This is a genomic window from Paenibacillus sp. FSL F4-0236, assembly GCF_038000135.1.
In the GTDB taxonomy this organism is placed as follows: Bacteria; Bacillota; Bacilli; order Paenibacillales; family Paenibacillaceae; genus Paenibacillus_AQ.
Map to the genome: position 1 here is coordinate 2,732,792 of NZ_JBBOBK010000001.1, position 20,186 is coordinate 2,752,977.

Here is a 20,186-nt window from a genome sequence, read left to right on the forward strand (position 1 = left end):
GCCTATTTAATATTACTTAATTCATAAACTTCAAATATTGCAAAAGCTGTTTAATCATCACTGCAGCCTCAGCGCGTGTTGCTGCATCTTGCGGAGCAAATGTTGTTTCTGTTTTACCTTTGATTAATCCTTTGCTTGCCGCTTCTGTTACTGCTTGGGTAGCGTAATCAGAGATTTGGTCCTGATCGGCAAATGGAGTCCGTATTTGAGCTTCTGCTCTATAATCTCCTTGAATGAGCTGAACGGTTTTCATGATCATCACGACCATTTGCTCTCTTGTAATGATTGTATTCGGGCTGAATTTCCCTTCGCCTATGCCTTGAGCCAACCCGAGTTTCGCAGCTATATTCACGTCCTCCGCATACCACGCCGTGGCACTAACATCTGCAAATACATTCGATAATGACTCCGTCGATAACCCCAGTCCTCTTACCAGTAGTGCCGCAAATTGAGCACGTGTAACTTGGCCTGCTGATGCAAACGTCCGATCCGACATTCCGTTAATGATCAGTTTAGATGCCAACGTCTCAACATCCTTTTGCGCCCAATGTCCCATCATGTCATCGAATGTTTTCTTGTTCTGAACGATGGTGTATAGACCATTTGCTGGACCGAATATTGTGACTTCAGTCTTTCCGTCCTTCACAGTGAACACCGATGGCACGAAGCGCATTTGTCCTGTAACCGGATCGAATATAACAGCGGTTGCAGTCGAAGGATCTTGAATGACACCATTCATATACATAACGCGCGTCACAAAAGAATTCTCCAGATGTTGGATCTCCTCTTCTTTATCATTCGATTTAAGAATGACTTTGAATGCGATGATGTCACTTATCCGCTTCAAGCCTTTTTCTAATTTAGAATGTTCGAACTTTTGATCCTGCTGTGAAGTCAAATTATCGATTCGAATGACTAAGGTAGCACCCTCATCTTTAGCAGCCTTCTCCACATCCTCACGATTCAGAATGGAAAGCGGAAGGTCATAAGAACCCAAATGACTTCGTAAGGTGAAAATAGTTTCGCTACTTCCTTTCATACTGTTGTACAGAATTGGAAGAGGGAACTCTACAGCGTTCAAGTCATGCTCTCCTGGAATTTCAAAATGAAGAACCGAACGATCCTTAGCTGCCATGAGATCAGCTAATTTCTGTGCCAATCGCTTGCTATCAATGACCGCCGTCACCGACGTGTGGCCGTCTTGCGTTGAGATCCGTAGTTCCGTTTCTTTCAGTTCATAGCGATTCGGATCTTCTTTGACTTGTGGCGTAGTTGTGTTTCCACTGCTGTTGTTAGTATTACTATTATCGTTACCGTTGCCATTTCCGTTTTCATTACCAGATTGATTGCTTTGTCCTGTAATGGTTATGGATTTTTCTCCAATTACTCCGGAGCCGTCATTTGCAGTTACAACCACTTTTACGATGCCATCCTTAGCAGCTGTCAGCAAACCATGAACATCAATGGTCGCTTTATCTGTAGCTGTTCGGCTATCAGCTTCGAATACAGCCCATGTTACCGACTTATTCGTAGCATTATCAGGCAGCACGATAGCGCCTAATTGCAGGCTTCCGTTCTTAGCAGTAATCGTAGACACATTACCCACACTAGTGATGTCAATCGTTCCAACATACACTGTTTCAGTACCCGGATCGATAATGTCCGTTTGACCACTTATGGTTATAACCATGTCTCCTTGGACACCAGAACCATCAACTGCTGTAGCTACCACCTTCACAGTCCCGTCTTTCACAGCTGTGAGCAAACCGGATACATCAATGGTTGCGATATCCGTTTCTGTTATACCATCCACTTCGTATACAGCCCATGTTACTGACTTATTCGTAGCATTAGCAGGTAGCACGGTAGCACCTAGTTTCAAAGTTCCATTCTTAGCAGTAATCGCGGACACATTTCCTGAGCTTGTGATGTTAATCGTTTCAACATTCACAGTATCAGTGCCTGGATCGATAATGTCCGTTTGACCACTTATGGTAATATCCATTTCATCATGAACACCAGAGCCATCCGTTGCTGTGGCGACCACCTTCACGGTTCCATCTTTCACAGCCGTCAGCAAACCGGAGAGATCAATGTTCGCTTTGTCCGTTGCTGTTGTGCCATCTTCTTCATACACAGCCCATGTTACCGACTTATTAGCATGGGTAGGAAGTACGGTAGCGCCTAATTGGAGCGTTCCGTTCTTAGTCGTAATCACTGATGATTCACTTGTAATCGTGATCGATTGCACCATCTCATGATTGTTGATACTCTCCTCCATCGCTTGCAACGCAGCAGTTAAGTCATTCGCCGCTTGCTGCAATTGCTGCTGCGTAACAGATAAGCTGTCGCGTACTTTCTTCGCTTGATCAATGGCTTTTTGCAATGTTTGTTTTGAACCTTCTGGATACTGGCCATCTTCAGTCCCTTCAATAGCATTGTCGTGCATGCTTTGTGCACTCATGATAAGCACTTCAAGGTCTTGATAGTCTATATCCATTTCATTCTTCACGATGTTAAGCTCTGCCGCGGAAGCCAATCCACCATGACCTTCGATAGCAGTAAGTCTTAGGTATCTACTAGCGACCGGAGTGAATTCTGCGTTTTTCTCAGTGCTGTCATCATCCCAGCGTCCGCTAGTAACCGGTGTGAAGTTGACTCCATCCAAGCTTGTTAATAACTCATAAGAAGTAATATTTCCGTTTTGTGCCCCATTTTGCCTTGGCAAATACTTTAATTTCGAAATGACGTGTGTATTCCCAAGATTAAGGGTGATCGACTGTGGAAGCGGATTAGACAAATCCCACTTCGTATGCCAGATTGTCGCCGGGTTCCCATCGATGGCTTGCGAAGCATCATTATTATCACCACTTGTCTCTTCACTCGTTGCCGTAGCTGTCATTTGCGATTGCGGGATCAACGACGTATCCATCGGAACTGCGCCGTACACGTCAAATTCCCAAAAACTTGCCCAACCATCGGACATATCCGTCACATGAATTCGTACATACCTTGCGTGCGTATTGAAATAGTCGAACTGCACTTGCTGTGAGCTTGACTTTTCTACTGCGGATGCCCAGTTTACATCGTCTTCTGAAACCTCAATTTGATATCCATACTTTTTATTATCCATTTCCCACTTCACTCGAGTACCCGATAAATCGTAAATCCCCCCTAAATCTACCTTGTACCAATGTCCGACATCTCCGTCGGCCGCGCTCCAACGAGTCGTTTCATTCCCATCGTTACCAGCCGCTTCTGGGTTGTTGCTTTGATAGCTGTCTGCGGTAGCGGGCTTATTAAGCGCAACGTTCTGAGGATCACTAAAGACTTGAATTTCCTTGATCGCTGGTTTCTCTTTTCCACTGCCCCCTGCTAGTGAATCTACGGATACCCGTACATATCTAACCCCAGTTGCCATATAGTTGTCTGGTCTCATATCTTGACCTGAGGCCGAGCGGCCCGCCATTTGTAACCATTCTTTACCGTTGGAGGAAACCTCTATTCTATAGGTGTAATAGATGTTATCCCTTCCCCAAAGGATTTTGCTGCCTGTTAAATTGTAGGAGGCACCTAGGTCCACTTGCCACCATCCAGGGGCATTGCTACTAGCCTCCCACCATGTGGCATTGATTCCGTCGTTTGCATTGTAAGCTTCGTTGCCAGTTAACGAACTGCTTGCGCTGACGGATTTATTCAATGCGACATTTACCAACTCTGGGCGCTGAGTCGCCTGATTTTGAAACGGAGCTACGCCAAACACTTTTAACTCGTTGAAACTAGCCTGACCGGTTTGCACACCCGTTAACGTTACGCGTACATACCGAGCATTAGCAACAAGCTTATCCCTCTGCTGTGCTGTTGCTATCGTATTTTTGGTTTTATCCAAAATGGTCGTCCAGTTCCCCTGATCTTCGGATACATCAATTTTGTACTGATTATAGGAGCTACTATTCGCCCAAACGATTTCAGATCCCGTAATGTTATAGGCTTCTCCTAAATCTACTTCCCACCATTGATCTGAATTGCTGTTTGTAGCTGTCCATCCAGTAGTCTCATCTCCATCATTTCCGTTCGTTCCTGGATTTTCGCTTTGCTCGCTGCTTGTTCTAACGGTTTTGTTTAAGGCAACATTCTCACCTTCAAACCAGTTGTCTCCTCCATCACTTCCACCGGGAACAAACATACTTTGATTTGGAACACTGGTAATTTCAGCACTTCCCGACAGCAATCCGCTCGCTGAGGCCGTTAATTTCAAAGTGCCATCCACAAGAGAAGATTTCACAAGCGCAGCGGCAACGCCACCTTCCACGGCAACCGGATTGGCAAAGGTTCGTGTCTCACCATTTCCGATGAGCCCTCCTGGGCCACTCAAGTTTAAAGAAACTGAAACATCATTTGTCGGAACTATATTGTTGTTAGCGTCCCGCACCGTAATATAAGCCATTACCAGATCGGAGCCGTCTGCAACAAGTTCCTTCCCCTTCTTATCGTACTCAACCGCCAAATGATCCGCCTGTCCCGGCGTATTCACGGTATGAGAATCGACGACCTCACCATCAATCAGTCCATCAGCCCGCAACGTTCCTGCTGACCAAGGAACATTGTTGAAAGTAAATGTCGGATGGGCGACATACTTTAATCCGCTGTCAGGACTACGGGTATCAATCAGTTTATTATTCAAATAAAGTTTAATTTGCTGCGTATTGCTAGTTACTGTAACATTCCTAGATGAAGATGGTGTCCAATAATTAGCGATATAAACCATCGGTCCAGAGTCGATACCACTTAGCTTCACATCAGGATTACGCTGACTTTGGAAGAAATAATAATTAAATTTCGGATAACGATCCAGATCCACTAGGCCTGAATATGCCGGGTCAGAATCCATACCCCGGTTGTTGTCGCTAAAGCTCCAAACTGAATGTCCGGCTATACGTGGATTGGCATTGAGGCCCGCCCAGTCGAAGTAGCCTTCACCATTTAGCGCCTTTTGACGCATGATGATGGAGTTGAGCATGTCGGTTTCGCCCACTTTGCGGACTGATCGATATCCCGTAGGACTTGTTGCGCTTTCCGACCAATCATCTCCCCATTCCCTTGTAAAGAGTGGTTTGAATGCTGTATCTAATTCTTTGTAGTTCACATCATAAACTTCTTTTCCGAAGAATCCGTATTCTGCAGATGTGTATGTCTGATCTCCTGGATATTCTTCATGGGTAGCATTATGTGCGTTTTGTGCATACTCCAGCGAGTAGAACGTTTCATTCAAGCTGGATTCCCACATAATAATACTCGGATGGTTTCGATCACGGCGTACCATATCCCGTATGGCTTGATAAGAACGCTCTTGGAAGACAGAATCTCCGAAGAACTGCCAGCCTGGCGTTGGGGCGATGACAGTCAATCCAAGCTCGTCTGCCGCATCCAGGAACGCAGGATCCTGTGGATAATGACCCGTACGCACATTATTGAAACCGCCTTCTCGAAGCTGCATAGCGTCTCTGTACTGTCCAGAGTTAGGCATTGCATTACCGACATACAAATACTCTTGGTGGCGATTTGCGCCATTTAACATTAATTTTTCACCATTGATAAGAAAACCTTGATCAGGTGTAAATTGAATGTGACGAATCCCGATACGGGTCTTATAGCTATCAACATAAGCAGCTCCATCATTCACAGCCGTATACACCGTATACAGATTAGGATGGTCAGGATGCCAAAGCTGTGGTTTGGATATCGTCGTCGATTGGACAAATGTATGATCGCTTCCCGCTCCTATTTTCTGTGGATCACTCACCATTGTGGCAACCACTTGATTATTGCTGTCTACAATCGTGGTTTTTACACTGGTGTTCTTAGCGCTCGTGTATTCATTGATGATATTTGTCTTCACCTGCACCGTCGCTTCCTCTTTGCTCACCTCTGGGTAAGTAACAAAGATGCCACCGTCCGCCACCTTATTTGCGTATATAGCATCGGAAACGTGTAAATTGTCCATGACATGCAGTTTAACATCTCGATAAAGTCCGCCGAAATATTGAAAGTCCAAACCGCTTTGCGGCTTGCCAGGTGGCGTTTGTGGGTCATCTCTGTTATCAAGCTTGACTGTAATGACGTTCGTTGCCCCCTCTAATTGAACATATTTCGTGATGTCGAATGTAAAAGGGGTGTAGCCTCCGTGATGGACGCCTAGATAAGTGCCGTTTATCCACACTTCAGCGTTGATCATCGCACCTTCGAATTCTATAAATAGCTTCTTCCCGCTGTAAGAATTGTCGAGTGTGAAATGTCTTCGATACGTTGCAAAGCCTTGGTAGCTTTGATTAGAGCCGCCGCTGATCTTTGGCTCCAGACGCACACTATGAGGCAGATTTACTCCCTCCCAGGCGCTATCGTCAAAACTTGCCTCTTGGGCTCCTCTTACATCTTCACGTTTGAATAACCAACCTATGTTGAAATTTAATTCCTCACGATTCGTCGGATCAGTAGATGGATTCTCATCATTTTGACCAGTGATGATAATAACTTTTTCACCGAAGAGAGAAGAATCATTCGTCGCCGTTGCAATGACTTTTACATTTCCATCCTTCGCAGCCGTCAACACACCAGATGGATTGATTACCGCTTTATCTGTTGCAGTGCCATCCACTTCAAAGACACTCCATGTCACTGGCTGATCAACCGGAAGCACGACTGCCCCTAATGAAAGACTTCCGCCTTTAACGTTAATACGGTTAGTTGTGCTTGTGATCGTGATAGATTTGGCATTCGAATCATTAATTTTGAGCGATTCAAAGGTTTGTAGCGCGGTATTCAAGGTATCGTAAGCCTTTTGTAACTGCTGTGATGTGATTGAAGTGCTATTAATGACTTGTTGTGCTGTTTTAATGGCCGCCTGTAGCGTTTGTTTCGAACCAGCCGGATATTGCCCTATGCTGCTTCCTTCAACGGCGCCATCATGCTTGCTTTGTGCATTCGCTATAAGCTTAACTAATTCCTGATACCCTACGTCACTAGCATCTTTGCTAACATGGAGCTCTGCCACAGATGCATAGCCTCCATGACCTGCAGTAGCAGTAAGCTTCAGGTATCTGCTTGTAATCGGAGCGAATGTTGCAATTTTCTCATTGCTGTCATCACTCCAGCTTCCGCTTGTAAACCGTGTAAATGATATTCCGTCCAAGCTTGTTAATAGCTCATAAGATGTAATATTTCCGTTTTGTGCCCCATTTTGTCTTGGTAAGTACCTTAGTTTAGATATCATTCTTGGTTTCCCAAGATCTAAAGTTATCGATTGTGGCAACTCCGCAATAGGTTCCCATTCTGTATGCCAGATGGTTGAGGGATCTCCGTCAATGGCATTACCCGCTTCTTCTCCGCTGTGATGACTGGTAGCTTTCGCTGTCATTTCACTTTGCGGAATCTCAGTTGCTTCTGAACCGTCAGGTGTATAATCATTCGTTCGCGTAACAACAAATCCTTGAGCTCCATCCACGGAGTCCGTGCCAGGAATCATGCGATTGAAGTTGATTTTTTTATCAACATCGCTTTCTTTAAAGCTGTTTCCCGCTATGGTAACATCCTTGGATGCATCCAAAGCAAGGTCAAAACCACCTTGATTCGCGGTATTGTTCGTAAACGTAAAGCCGTCTACACTCTTTGCATAAATCTCAGAGTTGCCGTCCGGTTTATTAAACTGGTTACCGTCAATCACGATATGACTGTGTACAGTCTTATCGTGATTCGTCAGAGAGGTGCTCGGCTCAACGCTAATCACCGCATTCCCGTTATTATTAAACGTATTGTTGCGGATCAAGACATCCTTTACCATTCCAGATTCGTACCAGCTGCTCGCATCATCAGCGATCAGGATTGCGCTCATCTGCATACCATTAAATGTGTTATTCTCGATTCGGACAGGACCACGCGTTGTCACGAGAATGCCTCTAGTCGGAATCGTTTCAAACGTAGAATTCGTAATGCTAACCTTCGGTGTCCATGTAGCATTTTCCACCACATAGTCATTCTCAGTTATCAATGAAGGTACCGTCTTATCTAGAGTAAGGAGAATTTGAGTATCATTAATACGTGTTACGTTGGTGACCACAGCACTTTCCTTAGAAAGCAAAGTAGATTTATTGATGTACTCCATCGTATCCCCGACGGCAAATGCATCAAAGCCCCAGCTCTCAGGATGCATAAATTGGACCTTCACCTGATTGGATGCCGGAATCTGTACAATCTGCAGATGTGTACCATGAATATTAATGGCATCATCTTGCGCTCCAGCAAAATAGGAGTTCGACACCTGAATATCGCCTTTGCTTCCCGAAACTTGCAGGAAGTCAGCCATCGAAGCGTTTGTTCGTCCACTTCCTGCCTTAGGTGCAAAGCTCATCTTATCGATCGCTACATTTTCACTATATTGACTGACAATTCCCAGCCCCGGAACAGCGTAGAAATTGACATCAGACCACGCAATATCTTTGCTTCGATAAATCAATGCGCCTTGTTCTCTTCTAGCTGTATCCCGTAGCTGAAAAGTGTTTCCTACCGTCACATTCGGGCTTTTAGAGAAATTGAATTGCACCTCACGTTTACCGAGATCCTTCGCGCTTGTTGAGCTGTCGAGAGGATTAGCCACTCTCCAAGTTTGTTTAGTGACGGGATTATACTCTTGCACAACTCGTACATTTTGAGTTCCATTCTCTGTCCAGTTCTCTTCTCCGAACCATACTAATTGATTATTCTGAATAGAGTACCATGAGTCCGGATGAATGCTCGCTTTCATGTAGTTATCGCCTACTTCAGTAACGGTCATCTCCGAAACTACTGGACGGTTAAAATCAATGTTAATTCCATTCACCTTGATATTTGTCGCATGGTCAAATGCAATAGGCGTCATCACACCATGGAACAACAAGGTTGAGCTATTCCCACGAATGGTAAGATCATCGATATCTTTGAATAGAAGACCTACCTTTCGAGTGCTGCTTGGCGTCTGTTGGATAGTTGATGTATTTGAAATGAAATATTGCACTTTATTCGCGGTTGATGCTTTAAAGTGATAAGTATCCGTCGGAAAGTCTAGAATAGCAGGCTTTTGCGCCTTCTTAACAGCCTCAATTGCTGCTCTAACCGCATCCCCTGCGTCTTCCCCTTTATAATTCAGAGTTATCACACTATAGTTAACCCCATTAATTGTTTCTTTCGTTTGTTTATAATAATCTTCGGATTTATTCACGCCCTTAACTACACGAGACTGAATATCCGCACGGTCGACTGAAATAAATGTGTTATTTGCATTGGCATTCTTCTGATCTGTCACCCGGATTTTGAGCACATGCTCCTGATTCAACATCTCCGAGCTTTCAAAAAGCAGTTGTTGATCTAAACGCGAAGAGGCGTAAGTATCAACCAGTTGTTCAGGACCATCGTCGATGGAAAACGCAACAATCCCCTGATTATCGTTCTTAGCTCCATACAATTGCACCTTTGAGCCAGTAAAACGCAAAAGTGCGTATGAACCCGCCTTGTTAGAGTAGTGGTTGTCACGACTGAATGCCCCACCTTCGGAAGTAGTATAGTCCCAACCTGAACTGTATACAAACTGATCACTTCCTGATCCAGTTGCATTGTCGTTCACGGTTCTATCTAACGAAAATACAAACTTCTGATTATTTCCTGTTCCGGCTTTATTTTGCACGAATTGTTCACCGTTTGATAAACGGTTATCGGGCATTTCAATGACTTTGCCACTAGCCCGGTTTTTCAATTGAAAGTAACCATCACCTACATCTACGACAGACCATTCATCTTTGTAGTTCGTATCACCGATGAAAGTGGCTTGAATAATTCCCGCACCATCTGCTGTTGAAGCATTCTCTACAGCCAATGCTTTTGAACTGCTCATTGAAATAATTTTGTAATAGCCTGGATCTGTCTTCATAAACATACATTGCTGATTCCAGCCTGAACCTGCGGTCCATTGTATGATTGCGGCGCCGTCTGCTTTTGAATCTTCATTTACGTCCATACGAAGATTGCTATGTTGAACCGTTAGATTGAACTTCTGCTGATCATATAAATCTCTTACTGGATCAATTTTTAATAATTGCTCATCTGAATCGGTTATTGAAGATTGGATCAGCTGTGTCCCATTCTCTGTGCTGATGCTTGATGCCGTTAGAGCTTTATCGCTATTGCGATTAACCAACTGATAATAACCGTTCCCTTTATCTACGAGTAGCCATTCATCATTATATGATTTGTCTGATGTATAGGTTTGCTGTACGAGCTTCGCACCATCATCCTTTGACGAATCTAATACGGCAATCACTTTTTTACTCGTGTTATTAGTAATTTTGTAGTAGCCATCACTTACACTTTCTAAATACCACTGCTGACTGCTAGATAACGATTCTGGCATTTGAATAACTGCTGCTTGCTCTTGCTCTGATGCCCCTTCAATGTCCAGTAAATGACCGCTGTTCTTCATTGTCATCTTATACATTTGTCCGTCTTGAAGAGGAATTGAAACAATCGAGTAAACGTCTCCAACTTGTGTGTCGAAGGAAATTTGATTGTTATTGTCTACAGTATAATTTACCTTCTCCCCAACCTGATTTATGACACTTGCACCTGCTATGTTTGGATAGGCAATCACTGCACGATTACCTTTGTTTGATTTGACGCTGATATTTGTAGCTCTTGAATGGTACCATTTCACACTAACCTCAAATCCCCCGCGGGCAACTAAGCCTGAATAGCTTCCTTCTGGCCATGATGCAGGAAGCGCCGGCAAAACATCAATATTATCCAAATGGCTTTGCAGCAGCATTTCAGACATACCGGACGTAGCACCAAAGTTGCCATCGATTTGGAAAGGTGGATGCGTATCGAACAAGTTATTTAATGTACTTCCGGTAAGCTGACCTTCCAGAATGGTATGTGCATGTGTACCATCTTGCGCACGAGCCCACATGTTAATTTTGTTAGCTTTGCTCCACCCTGTACCTTCGTCTCCACGATGCTGTAACGACACTTTAGCTGCTTCCATGAGCTCGGGTGTATTTTTGTTAATTTGCTTGCCAGGATACAAGGCAACTAATTGAGACAAGTGACGATGCTTGTTATTAGGATCGTCGATGTCTTCTTTCCATTCTTGAATTTGACCATACTTTCCAATCTTAATTGGAGATACTTGTTTTAATTTACTTTGGACTTCCGCACGAAAATCAGAATCAACAGCTAAGGTTGTACTAGCCTCCAAATAATTAGTAAATAAGTCTTGTACAAGCTGCTGATCGTAAGCACATCCTGTGCTGATCGTACCTTGTTCTGGAGAAAAACAAGGTGTGGATACCAATGTTCCATCTGAGTCTTCTACTAAAAACTTAGTCCAAAATTGTGCCGTTTCCTTCAAAATTGGATAAACTCGTGACTTCAGTAGATCAATATCTCCAGAAAATTTATAACTCTCCCAAATATTATTTGCTATAAAAGCATTGGATGCCGGCGACCAGCCCCAATCAAAATCCCATCCAGGCGCAGTATATCCGAATGGATTATTCGCTACTCCAACCGACCACGCGCCAGAAATGCCATAATACTTCTCAGAAGAAATACGCCCCGGAGTACGCAGCGAATCTATGTAATCGATCAGTGGTGTCATTGTCTCCGAGAGATTCGTTACCATCGCTGGCCAATAGTTCATTTGAATATTGATATTAAAATGATGGTCGCTGCTCCAAGGCGCTCTATTTGAATCATTCCATACGCCCTGTAAGTTGGCCGGTAGTGAACCCGGACGAGAAGATGAAATTAACAAATATCGCCCATATTGATAAAATAAAACCTCAAGTGCTTTACTTTTCGTTCCCGAATAGGTAGCTAAGAGCTCATCAGTCGGAATCGTAGGTTTAGACTCTCCCAAATCTAGTTTCACACGATCAAACAAAGACTTATAATCCTTCTTGTGGTTCTCTAGTAGTGTTTCGTAAGATTTACTCTCAGCGGCATCTAATATCGCCACTTCCTCATTATGCGGATCATTACCTCTATAAGTAGGATAGCTGTTGGCATAGTTGGTGCCTAATGACGTAAGAATGGTTAGCGAATCTACATTTGCTGCATGGATCATACCGTTACCTGGTGTTATCTTTCCACCTTGATTTAGTACACGGAAGTTCGCTTCATATAGCATATTGTTATCTTGTACATTGCCCCTAATATTAATGTTGTTACCACTAGCCGTGATGGTTCCTCCATGAGCACTTGTCGGGCGTACATCCAAGGATAACTTACCTGGCTGATTGGCTGTCAGACGTGTAACCATTACTTTATCTGGATAGCTGACAAAGTACTCACGAGTATACTCTACTCCATCCAGCGAGTATTTAACTCGAGATATCGCGTCTTCAAGATCAAGCTCACGACGATAATTCTCTACATTGCTTGTTGCTGACTTCTCAAAGTCCAGATACAAGTCGCCAAAGGTTAGATAACTTCCTAAGCCTTCATTCAAGCCTGTAAGATTCTCATTTGCTTCTTTGTGAGCACCATCGATATCCCCCTCGCGGAGTTTAGCTCGGACACTCTCTAAATGATCTACACCACCCTCACGATTACCGAATGTATATGGGTTAGAAGTCGTTGGTTCATCTGTAGAAGGCCAATTAAAGACAAAAGAAGAGCCTGGTCCGCCGGACCACAACGTTTTCTCATTTAATTGAATACGTTCCTGCTCGATGCCACCAAAGACCATTCCTCCCATAAGACCATTGCCAATTGGAAGTGCGTCACTTTCCCAATTTGATGCTGGTTGTCGATACCACAGTGACAATTTATTTTCCGGGGCATCGGACATTCTATTGATTGCGCTTACATGTTCTGCTTTAGCTATGGGAACTGATATAGGATTCTGAATAATTAAGCTCAATGATAAAGCGCTCACAGTCAAACGTTTAGCTAAAGGTTTGATATTAATCAAGATCATTCACTCCTCCTTATATAACTAGTTGATAATCATTGTGCTCGGTTCACAGTTCAGTGTGAGCCGAGCACAATTTTTTAACATTTATCTAGTTCATAAACTTCAAGTATTGCAAAACTTGTTTGATCATCACCGCTGCCTCAGCACGTGTGGCTGCATCTTGCGGAGCAAAAGCTGTTTCTGTTTTGCCTTTGATTAATCCTTTGCTTGCTGCTTCTGTTACAGCTTGGGTAGCGTAACCAGAGATACTAGCTTGATCGGCAAATGGAGTGCGCATTTGAGCTTCTGCTCTATCATCTCCTTGAAAGAGCTGAATAGCGTTCATGATCATCACGACCATTTGCTCTCTCGTAATCCGTGAATCCGGACTAAATTTACCTTCACCAACGCCTTGAACCAAACCAAGTTTCGCTGCTGTGTTCACATCCTGTGCATACCACGCAGTTGTATTAACATCTGCAAACACATTCGTTAACGACTCCGTCGATAACCCCAGTCCTCTTACCAGTAGTGCCGCAAATTGAGCACGCGAGACTTGACTAGCTGGCGCAAACGTCCGTTCCGTCATTCCGTTAATGATCAGCTTGGATGCCAGCGTCTCAACATCCTTTTGCGCCCAATGTCCAATCATATCATCGAATGCCTTCTTGTTCTGAACGATGGTGTATAGACCATTTGCAAGTCCGAAGATCGAGACTTCAGTCTTGCCGTTCTTCACGGTGAACACCGATGGCACGAATCGTAGTTGTCCCGTAACCGGATCGAACATAACAGCGGTCGCAGTCGCTGGATCTTGAATAACGCTATCCATATTTATGAAACGTGTCATAAACGGATTTCCGAAACGTTGAAGCTCTTCTTCTTTATCATTCGATTTAAGAATGACTTTGTACACGATGATGTCGCTTACTCGTTTCATTCCTTTTTCTACTATGGATTGTTCAAACTTCTGCTCATGCTGTGAAGTCACATTATCCATTCGAATGATTAAGGTTGCACCCGCAACTTTAGCTGCTTTCTCAAGTTCTACACGATTAAGATTGGCAAGTGGAAGTTCATAACTGCCTAAATGGCTTCTTAGTGTTATGATTGTTTCCTTATTTGCTTTCAAGCTGTTGTACAAGACATCCAATGGCAAATTGACTGCATTCCATGAATTCATTCCCGGAATCTCGATGTCAAGATTAGGGGTTCCTGTAGTTTTGTTAAGAGCTTCTAACTTCTTCGCTAAAGCTTCCTTATCGATGTTAATGGTCAGGCTCGTTGTTCCGTTCTGTGCAGTTTCACTTTGTAGTTCTTTTCCTGCTGGAACATAACGATGTGGATCTTCTTTTGTAGGAGGGGTCGTTGGTGTAGGTGTAGGACTCGTTGATGTCGTTGGGTTGCCTGGATTTGTTCCTGGGCTTGGAGTAGGCTCTGGGCTGTCATTTTGACCGCTTATCATAATCTCTTTTATTCCGTAAACAGTGGTGTTATCAACGGATGTTGCAACGACTTTCACAACGCCGTTCTTCGCAGCCGTTAACAACCCATTTGTATTGATGATTGCTTTATCCGCTATAGTTTTTCCATCTGCTTCATAGACCGCCCACGTAACGGTTTTGTTCGTAGCATTAGCCGGTTGGACTTCCGCTTGTAACTGCAGAGTTCCTTTCTTCACTTCAATGGACGACGAAACGCTCGTGATTGAGATAGACTGTACTTTAACATGTTGATTCTTTGAAGCCTCTAATACTTGAATTGCTGAATTCAAATCATTTGTTGCTTGTTCTAACTCAGACTGTGTAGCTGAATCATTGTCAAGCACTTGCTGTGCCTCCATGATCGAATCCATCAGTTTCTGTTTCGAACCTATTGCATACTGACCAACAGCCGTTCCTTCCACGACTAAATCATGAATGGCTCGTGCATCAGCGATACGCGCTGCAAGTTGTGCTCTATAAACATCCTCACTTACGATTACATTTGCAACAGCTGGAATCACTGTGCCGTCTACCATTCCACTCACGCTAAAGCTACCCGCTTCGGCATACTGTGAAGGATCAATTACGCCCCATACAACTGATTTATTTTGGGTTGTTCCATCGCTGTATACAGCCGTTACGACTGTTGGCAGCGCTGGTGGAGTTCCAATCACCGTAGCTACATTGACTGGCATGATATTTGTAATCACTGGTGCAGCTACAGGCTCCCATTTCGCATAGAGAGTAATATCATTTGCCGGAACCGTATCAACAGTAAAATCCCATACTGTATTCAAGGCTGCGTCTTGATACCAATTCACAAATTTAAATCCATCACGAGTCGGTTCTGTTGGCGCAGTAATTTTCGTACCGACTTCAACCCCATACAAGGAAGAAATCGAACTTCCTCCATTACTATTGAAGTTAATAGTCGTACCGGTCTTGAATAGAGAAGTATCCCACTCATCATGCCAACTTACCGCAATTCTGCGATTCTCGTTATCGAGTTCAATCGGAAGCCAAACATATCTGGAATCACTCAAATTACTCGGGTACCAGCGATCGGCCATAAAGATAAATTTATTCGGTACCAGAACACCATTACCATCCCGATAAGGCAGTACAAACGTGCTTTGGCTCCTGAAGGTATTTCTATTGTCATTAACCATAGGATTTCCTTTATTTTCCCACGGTCCAAACATTCCCTCAGTGGAGACGCGGTATTGGGCTTCGTTAGGATCCCAACCGGACAAACCGGACGTAATCATATAATAGACTCCGTCTTGCTTAAAGATCGTTGGTGCTTCTCTCCAATCTTTAAATGCTCTCACATAGTGAGTTCCTTCTAAGGATTCACCCTTCTCATTCTGGGCTGGACCAGTATAATCATCGTTCAACATCATGATTATGGTCGTAGCATTTTCTTCGGAAGAAAAAATCAAGTAGGCTTTGTCATCCGTCGCTTCATTACCATCGTCATCGACATACAAGGTCATATCCCGAAGCATTCCTTCATTGCCACCTTTATCACCTACATTTGGCAATCGGGATGTGCCGAGATATGTGAATGGTCCAGTCGGCGAATCGCTTACAGCAACACCACCTTCTGCTGTCCAATATTCGCCAGCAATCGGTCCGTCTTGATGCCACCACATCACATAATTGTTGTTCTTCTTGTTGTAGACGACTTTAGGACGCTCGACAACTTTATCCCAGTTGAAATCTTTATACATCTTTTGCTTCTCTTCATTCGAATAATTCGCATACAGCGCATTTAGCTCAGCGATTCGAGCTGGTGAATTATGTTTACTGAGCGTATTGTTTGGCGCTTTCATGTTACCTGTGTAATCTTCATCTTTACTTTTAATTTCTACTTTCCTATACGGATCGTATGGAACCCCGCTATTCTTGTACGTTTCAGAATTTTCATCTAGATATAATGGCAGGTCATTTCCAGCCGGCACTACAGCTTCGCCAAGTTGAGGGTTATTGAAGACAGGCAATACGATGCCTTCATTTTGCCATTTGTACAAATCTTTGGACGAATATGCGTGAACTCCAGTAGGAAGATAACCTTCCGTCTTGTCTTCACCGTACCAGTAATATGTCTTATTCTTCTCGTTGTACAGAATGCCTCCGCCATGTGCTTGAATCGGCACGCCTTCCGTATCCAACCATACTTCACCGCTCTTAATGGAGTTTCTGTTATTTACAGTCAAATAGAGATTGTATAAGTCATTTATCTGTCTGGTGTATTGCGAAATGCTTTCTTCGGTTAAATCACTAAGATCACCGATCGTTGAAATTTGCTTTTCTATCGCAGCTTCCACTTTTGGACTAATGTCTGACAACGTACGCAATTGATCGATTGCTGATTGTAGTTTACTAGTATCAAAAGTCGTTGTTTGTTTCTGACTAACTGCAATTTCTGCTGAACTGAGTGTGTTACCGTCACCGCCAGTAGTTATAGCCTGAATCGCAATATATCGAGCTTCAACTGATTTGAACGTTGCGGATTGAACACTCGTGCTATAGTCATCAAAAGAGCCATTTGCTGCAAATTTGAAATTCTCGTCCAAATAAGCTTGCGTACCGACAGCGTCAGCAGGTAAATCCTTCAGGTTCGCACCGCTGTAATAGAGTTTGAACTGTTTGATGCGGCCATTCGCCTTGTCTAGTCTTGGTGTAACAAGCACCTTCCCAACGTCAGGAACGCTCTCTCCCAGATCTATAACGATATAATCGCCAGATTTGTATTTCCGTCCGTTCTTGTCCCAGTTAGATTCGTAGAAGGTAGAAATATCGTTATCCACCATTAGACTAGCTGGATTCGCGTGATAGGCTTCTGGTGTATAGAAAAGGCTCATTCCCTTAATATTTGGATTACTGTTTTGAATATTGGATATTTCAGTTAAGATAAGGCTGGCAAATTTCACGATCTCTTCTTGTGTCGCTGTTGCGCTATTTAGCAGAGTACTAGCTTGACTAAGGATCGCGTCCAGATTCTTGAAGTAAGACTCATCTTTCCCAGAATCTGTTTTGAACTTCTCTGCAGCTTGAATTGCGCTGTCTAAGCTGGAGAAATCCACTTTATATCCCTGCTTGTTAAAAATATTGATCTCTGCAGCAGATGCATATTGCTTACCTGCATCGCTTCTCGATTCAAGTGCAGTAAATCTAACATATTTAGCACCCTGCGCATTAAAGGTTGCTGATTTCTCTGTCTTATCGGCATTCCAAGTTCCTTCTGCAACTACTTTGGTGAATTTATCACCATCGTCACTTACAGAAACTTCGAACTTAGTGACTACACCATTCCAGTCCACATCCTGTCGTGGCAAATATTGAAGTTTGTAAATACCGTTATATGCTTTACCTAGATTATAAGTAATGGAATGCGGGAGTGTTGAATATTCGTTGTTATATGCAGTATGCCATTTAGTCAAAATATCGCCATCAATAGTTTTCTCCGGCCCATCCTCAGATGCGGAATTGTCAGACGTTGCCGTCATCTGGCTTTGTGGGATAAGTCCTTGGCCTAAAACGCTATATTCTACGTTCAGTTTGTAAACGATTTGCGTGATCTCTTCCTGTGTTGCTAAAGTGTTCTTTTGAACAACTTTGGCTTCATCCACCAAATCTTGCAATTCCGATACATTTACATTTGCGTTATTAGCTGAGATATAGTCTTCTGCTCTAGAAATTGCATTAGCGAGTAAAGTCGTATCCACTGTGAAATTGGACTTTCTCATAATATTTATCTCTGCAGCCGATGCGTACTGCGCTCCAGACCCATTACTTTCATCTACCTTTAACCTTACAAACTTCGCTTTTCGCGAAGAAAACGTTGCAGTTTTTTCAGATTTATCGTTCTTCCAGGTTCCTATCGCAACCGGTGTGAAGTTATCGCCATCCGAACTCACTTCGATGGTAAACTTCGTTACGATACCGTTCTCATCTTTATCTTGCCGAGGCAAATAGCTCAGCTTGTTGACATCATCATATTGCGCTCCAAGATCATAAGTAATCGAATGCGGTCCTGCATTATAAGGGTCCCATGACGTATGCCAATTCGTCCAATTATTCCCATCCAGTGTTCTTTCAGCTTCTTCACCAGACTGAGCACTACTTGCGGTTACCGTCATATCGCTCTGAGGAATAAGTAAGTTGCTTGTAAAGGAAGCTCCATCAATTACGAAAGTTGTAATAGATTTCGCGCCAACCTTAGCTTGCAGCATTTTATCCAAAACAGGAATTTTGCCCTTTTGTACGACATTCTCTGTCGCGGAAGAAACATAAGGCGTTGCATCCCCAGTGACCGTATCAAACTGTGACAAATCTAAAGAAATATTTTGACTGGTTACGTTAGGATTTCTATATACAACATGAATTTTTTTAGTTGAAGGATCATAAGCGGCCAACGTGTTATCGTCGGTATCCTCTATGAAACGTGCACCCTGCGGAATAAATTTACTAAATTGCTGCATGGCGTAATACTTCTTCGTATACCACCATTCTTGCGTGTCGAAATCTGCATGAAGGAGACCCCAGTTCATGTTCTCCTTATCCTTTTGCATATTCTTCTCGCTTTCAAACGCTTGCCAAGTGATCCACGCCGTAGGTTCTAGCCAAGTAATGTCCGTCATAATTCTTTCTGCCAATGCTAGTGCTGGTTCGAAATCATCATGGTCGTGGGCAACCCCAGAAGGACCTAAATCCACTTCAGACATCCACAACGTCTTGTCTGCAGCTTTCGCGGCATTTCTGATCTCAGCTCGCTTTGAACCACCGTAGGAGTGGGTATTCATTTTACCAACATTAGCTTTAGTTGTCTCATCATAAGAGTTCCAGTTACTTACAAAGGTGTCCAGAATAGATTCATCCATGGCAGCTATTTGTACAGATTGTAGATTTGCTGCATCCAATTTAGCACGTGTCGTATTTATGATTTTCATTTGAGAACCAACATCCCAGTGGGAACCCTCTTGACCCCCACCGAATCCCCAGTAACTCGTACTAGGTTCATTCACTGGTGATAGATAATTGAAGTCAATATTCCAGTCATCTTTGAAATGCTTAACCACTTCTGTCAAATAATTAGCAAAGTTCTCGTACTCATCCGGCTTCAAGTTGTCTTTTCCCGAATCCCAGTGACCAGTCGTACTTCCGCTTTCCGTCATATAATACGGAGCAGAGTTCGAGAACGCTTCCAGAATGTTGGCACCTCGTTCTTTAGCCGCCTGCAGCCACCAACGCTGATTAGCATCTTGCGCCCAATCAAATACTCCAGGTGATGGCGAGAATCCGGGTACTTCCCCTCCTTGGCGCATCGTATTGTAAGCAGGATTCTCTCCGCCGCCTATATTATATCTAGCAATATTAAAATTCAATCCGTCTGGAGAATATAGTGAATCAGCCATTGCATTTTTGACTTTATCGTTCCAACCACCAGTGATATTACCAAACCAGGCAAGTGAGGTTCCCCACCCCTCCCAAGATTGCTTCATATGGTTTGGATCTAATTTAATCGTAGTATTCGCTGCATCTACCTTCTGACCTGTTAAACCCATAAACATAGGTACGACTAAAGAAATAGAAAGAAAAGACATGGTCAACCTTCGTTTAACTGTAGTAATCATCCAGATTACCCCCTTCTCATAAAAATAATCATAGAAACCACTTCTTTACTCTCTTCCGATCAACATTGCAAACTATTTTTTAGA

2 protein-coding genes are annotated in these 20,186 nt (G+C 43.4%); both read right to left on the reverse strand.

All coding sequences use genetic code 11. The annotated features are described in order from the left end of the window. Nucleotides 1-16: 16 nt before the first annotated feature. Entirely contained in the window at nucleotides 17-13,003 is a 12,987-nt protein-coding gene (locus tag NSQ29_RS12430; RefSeq protein ID WP_341125204.1) for a glycosyl hydrolase family 95 catalytic domain-containing protein, read from the reverse strand. Between the two features lie 85 nt (nucleotides 13,004-13,088). Then, nucleotides 13,089-20,102 (reverse strand): discoidin domain-containing protein, encoded by a 7,014-nt coding sequence (locus NSQ29_RS12435; protein WP_341125205.1) that lies wholly within the window; start codon nucleotides 20,100-20,102, stop codon nucleotides 13,089-13,091. Nucleotides 20,103-20,186: the final 84 nt, after the last annotated feature.

What these genes read in the sequence shown, in the direction of transcription:
- NSQ29_RS12430 (WP_341125204.1), bottom strand. Translation starts at nt 13,003, where the DNA reads ATGATCTTGATTAATATCAAACCTTTAGCTAAACGTTTGACTGTGAGC.
- NSQ29_RS12435 (WP_341125205.1), bottom strand. Translation starts at nt 20,102, where the DNA reads ATGATTACTACAGTTAAACGAAGGTTGACCATGTCTTTTCTTTCTATT.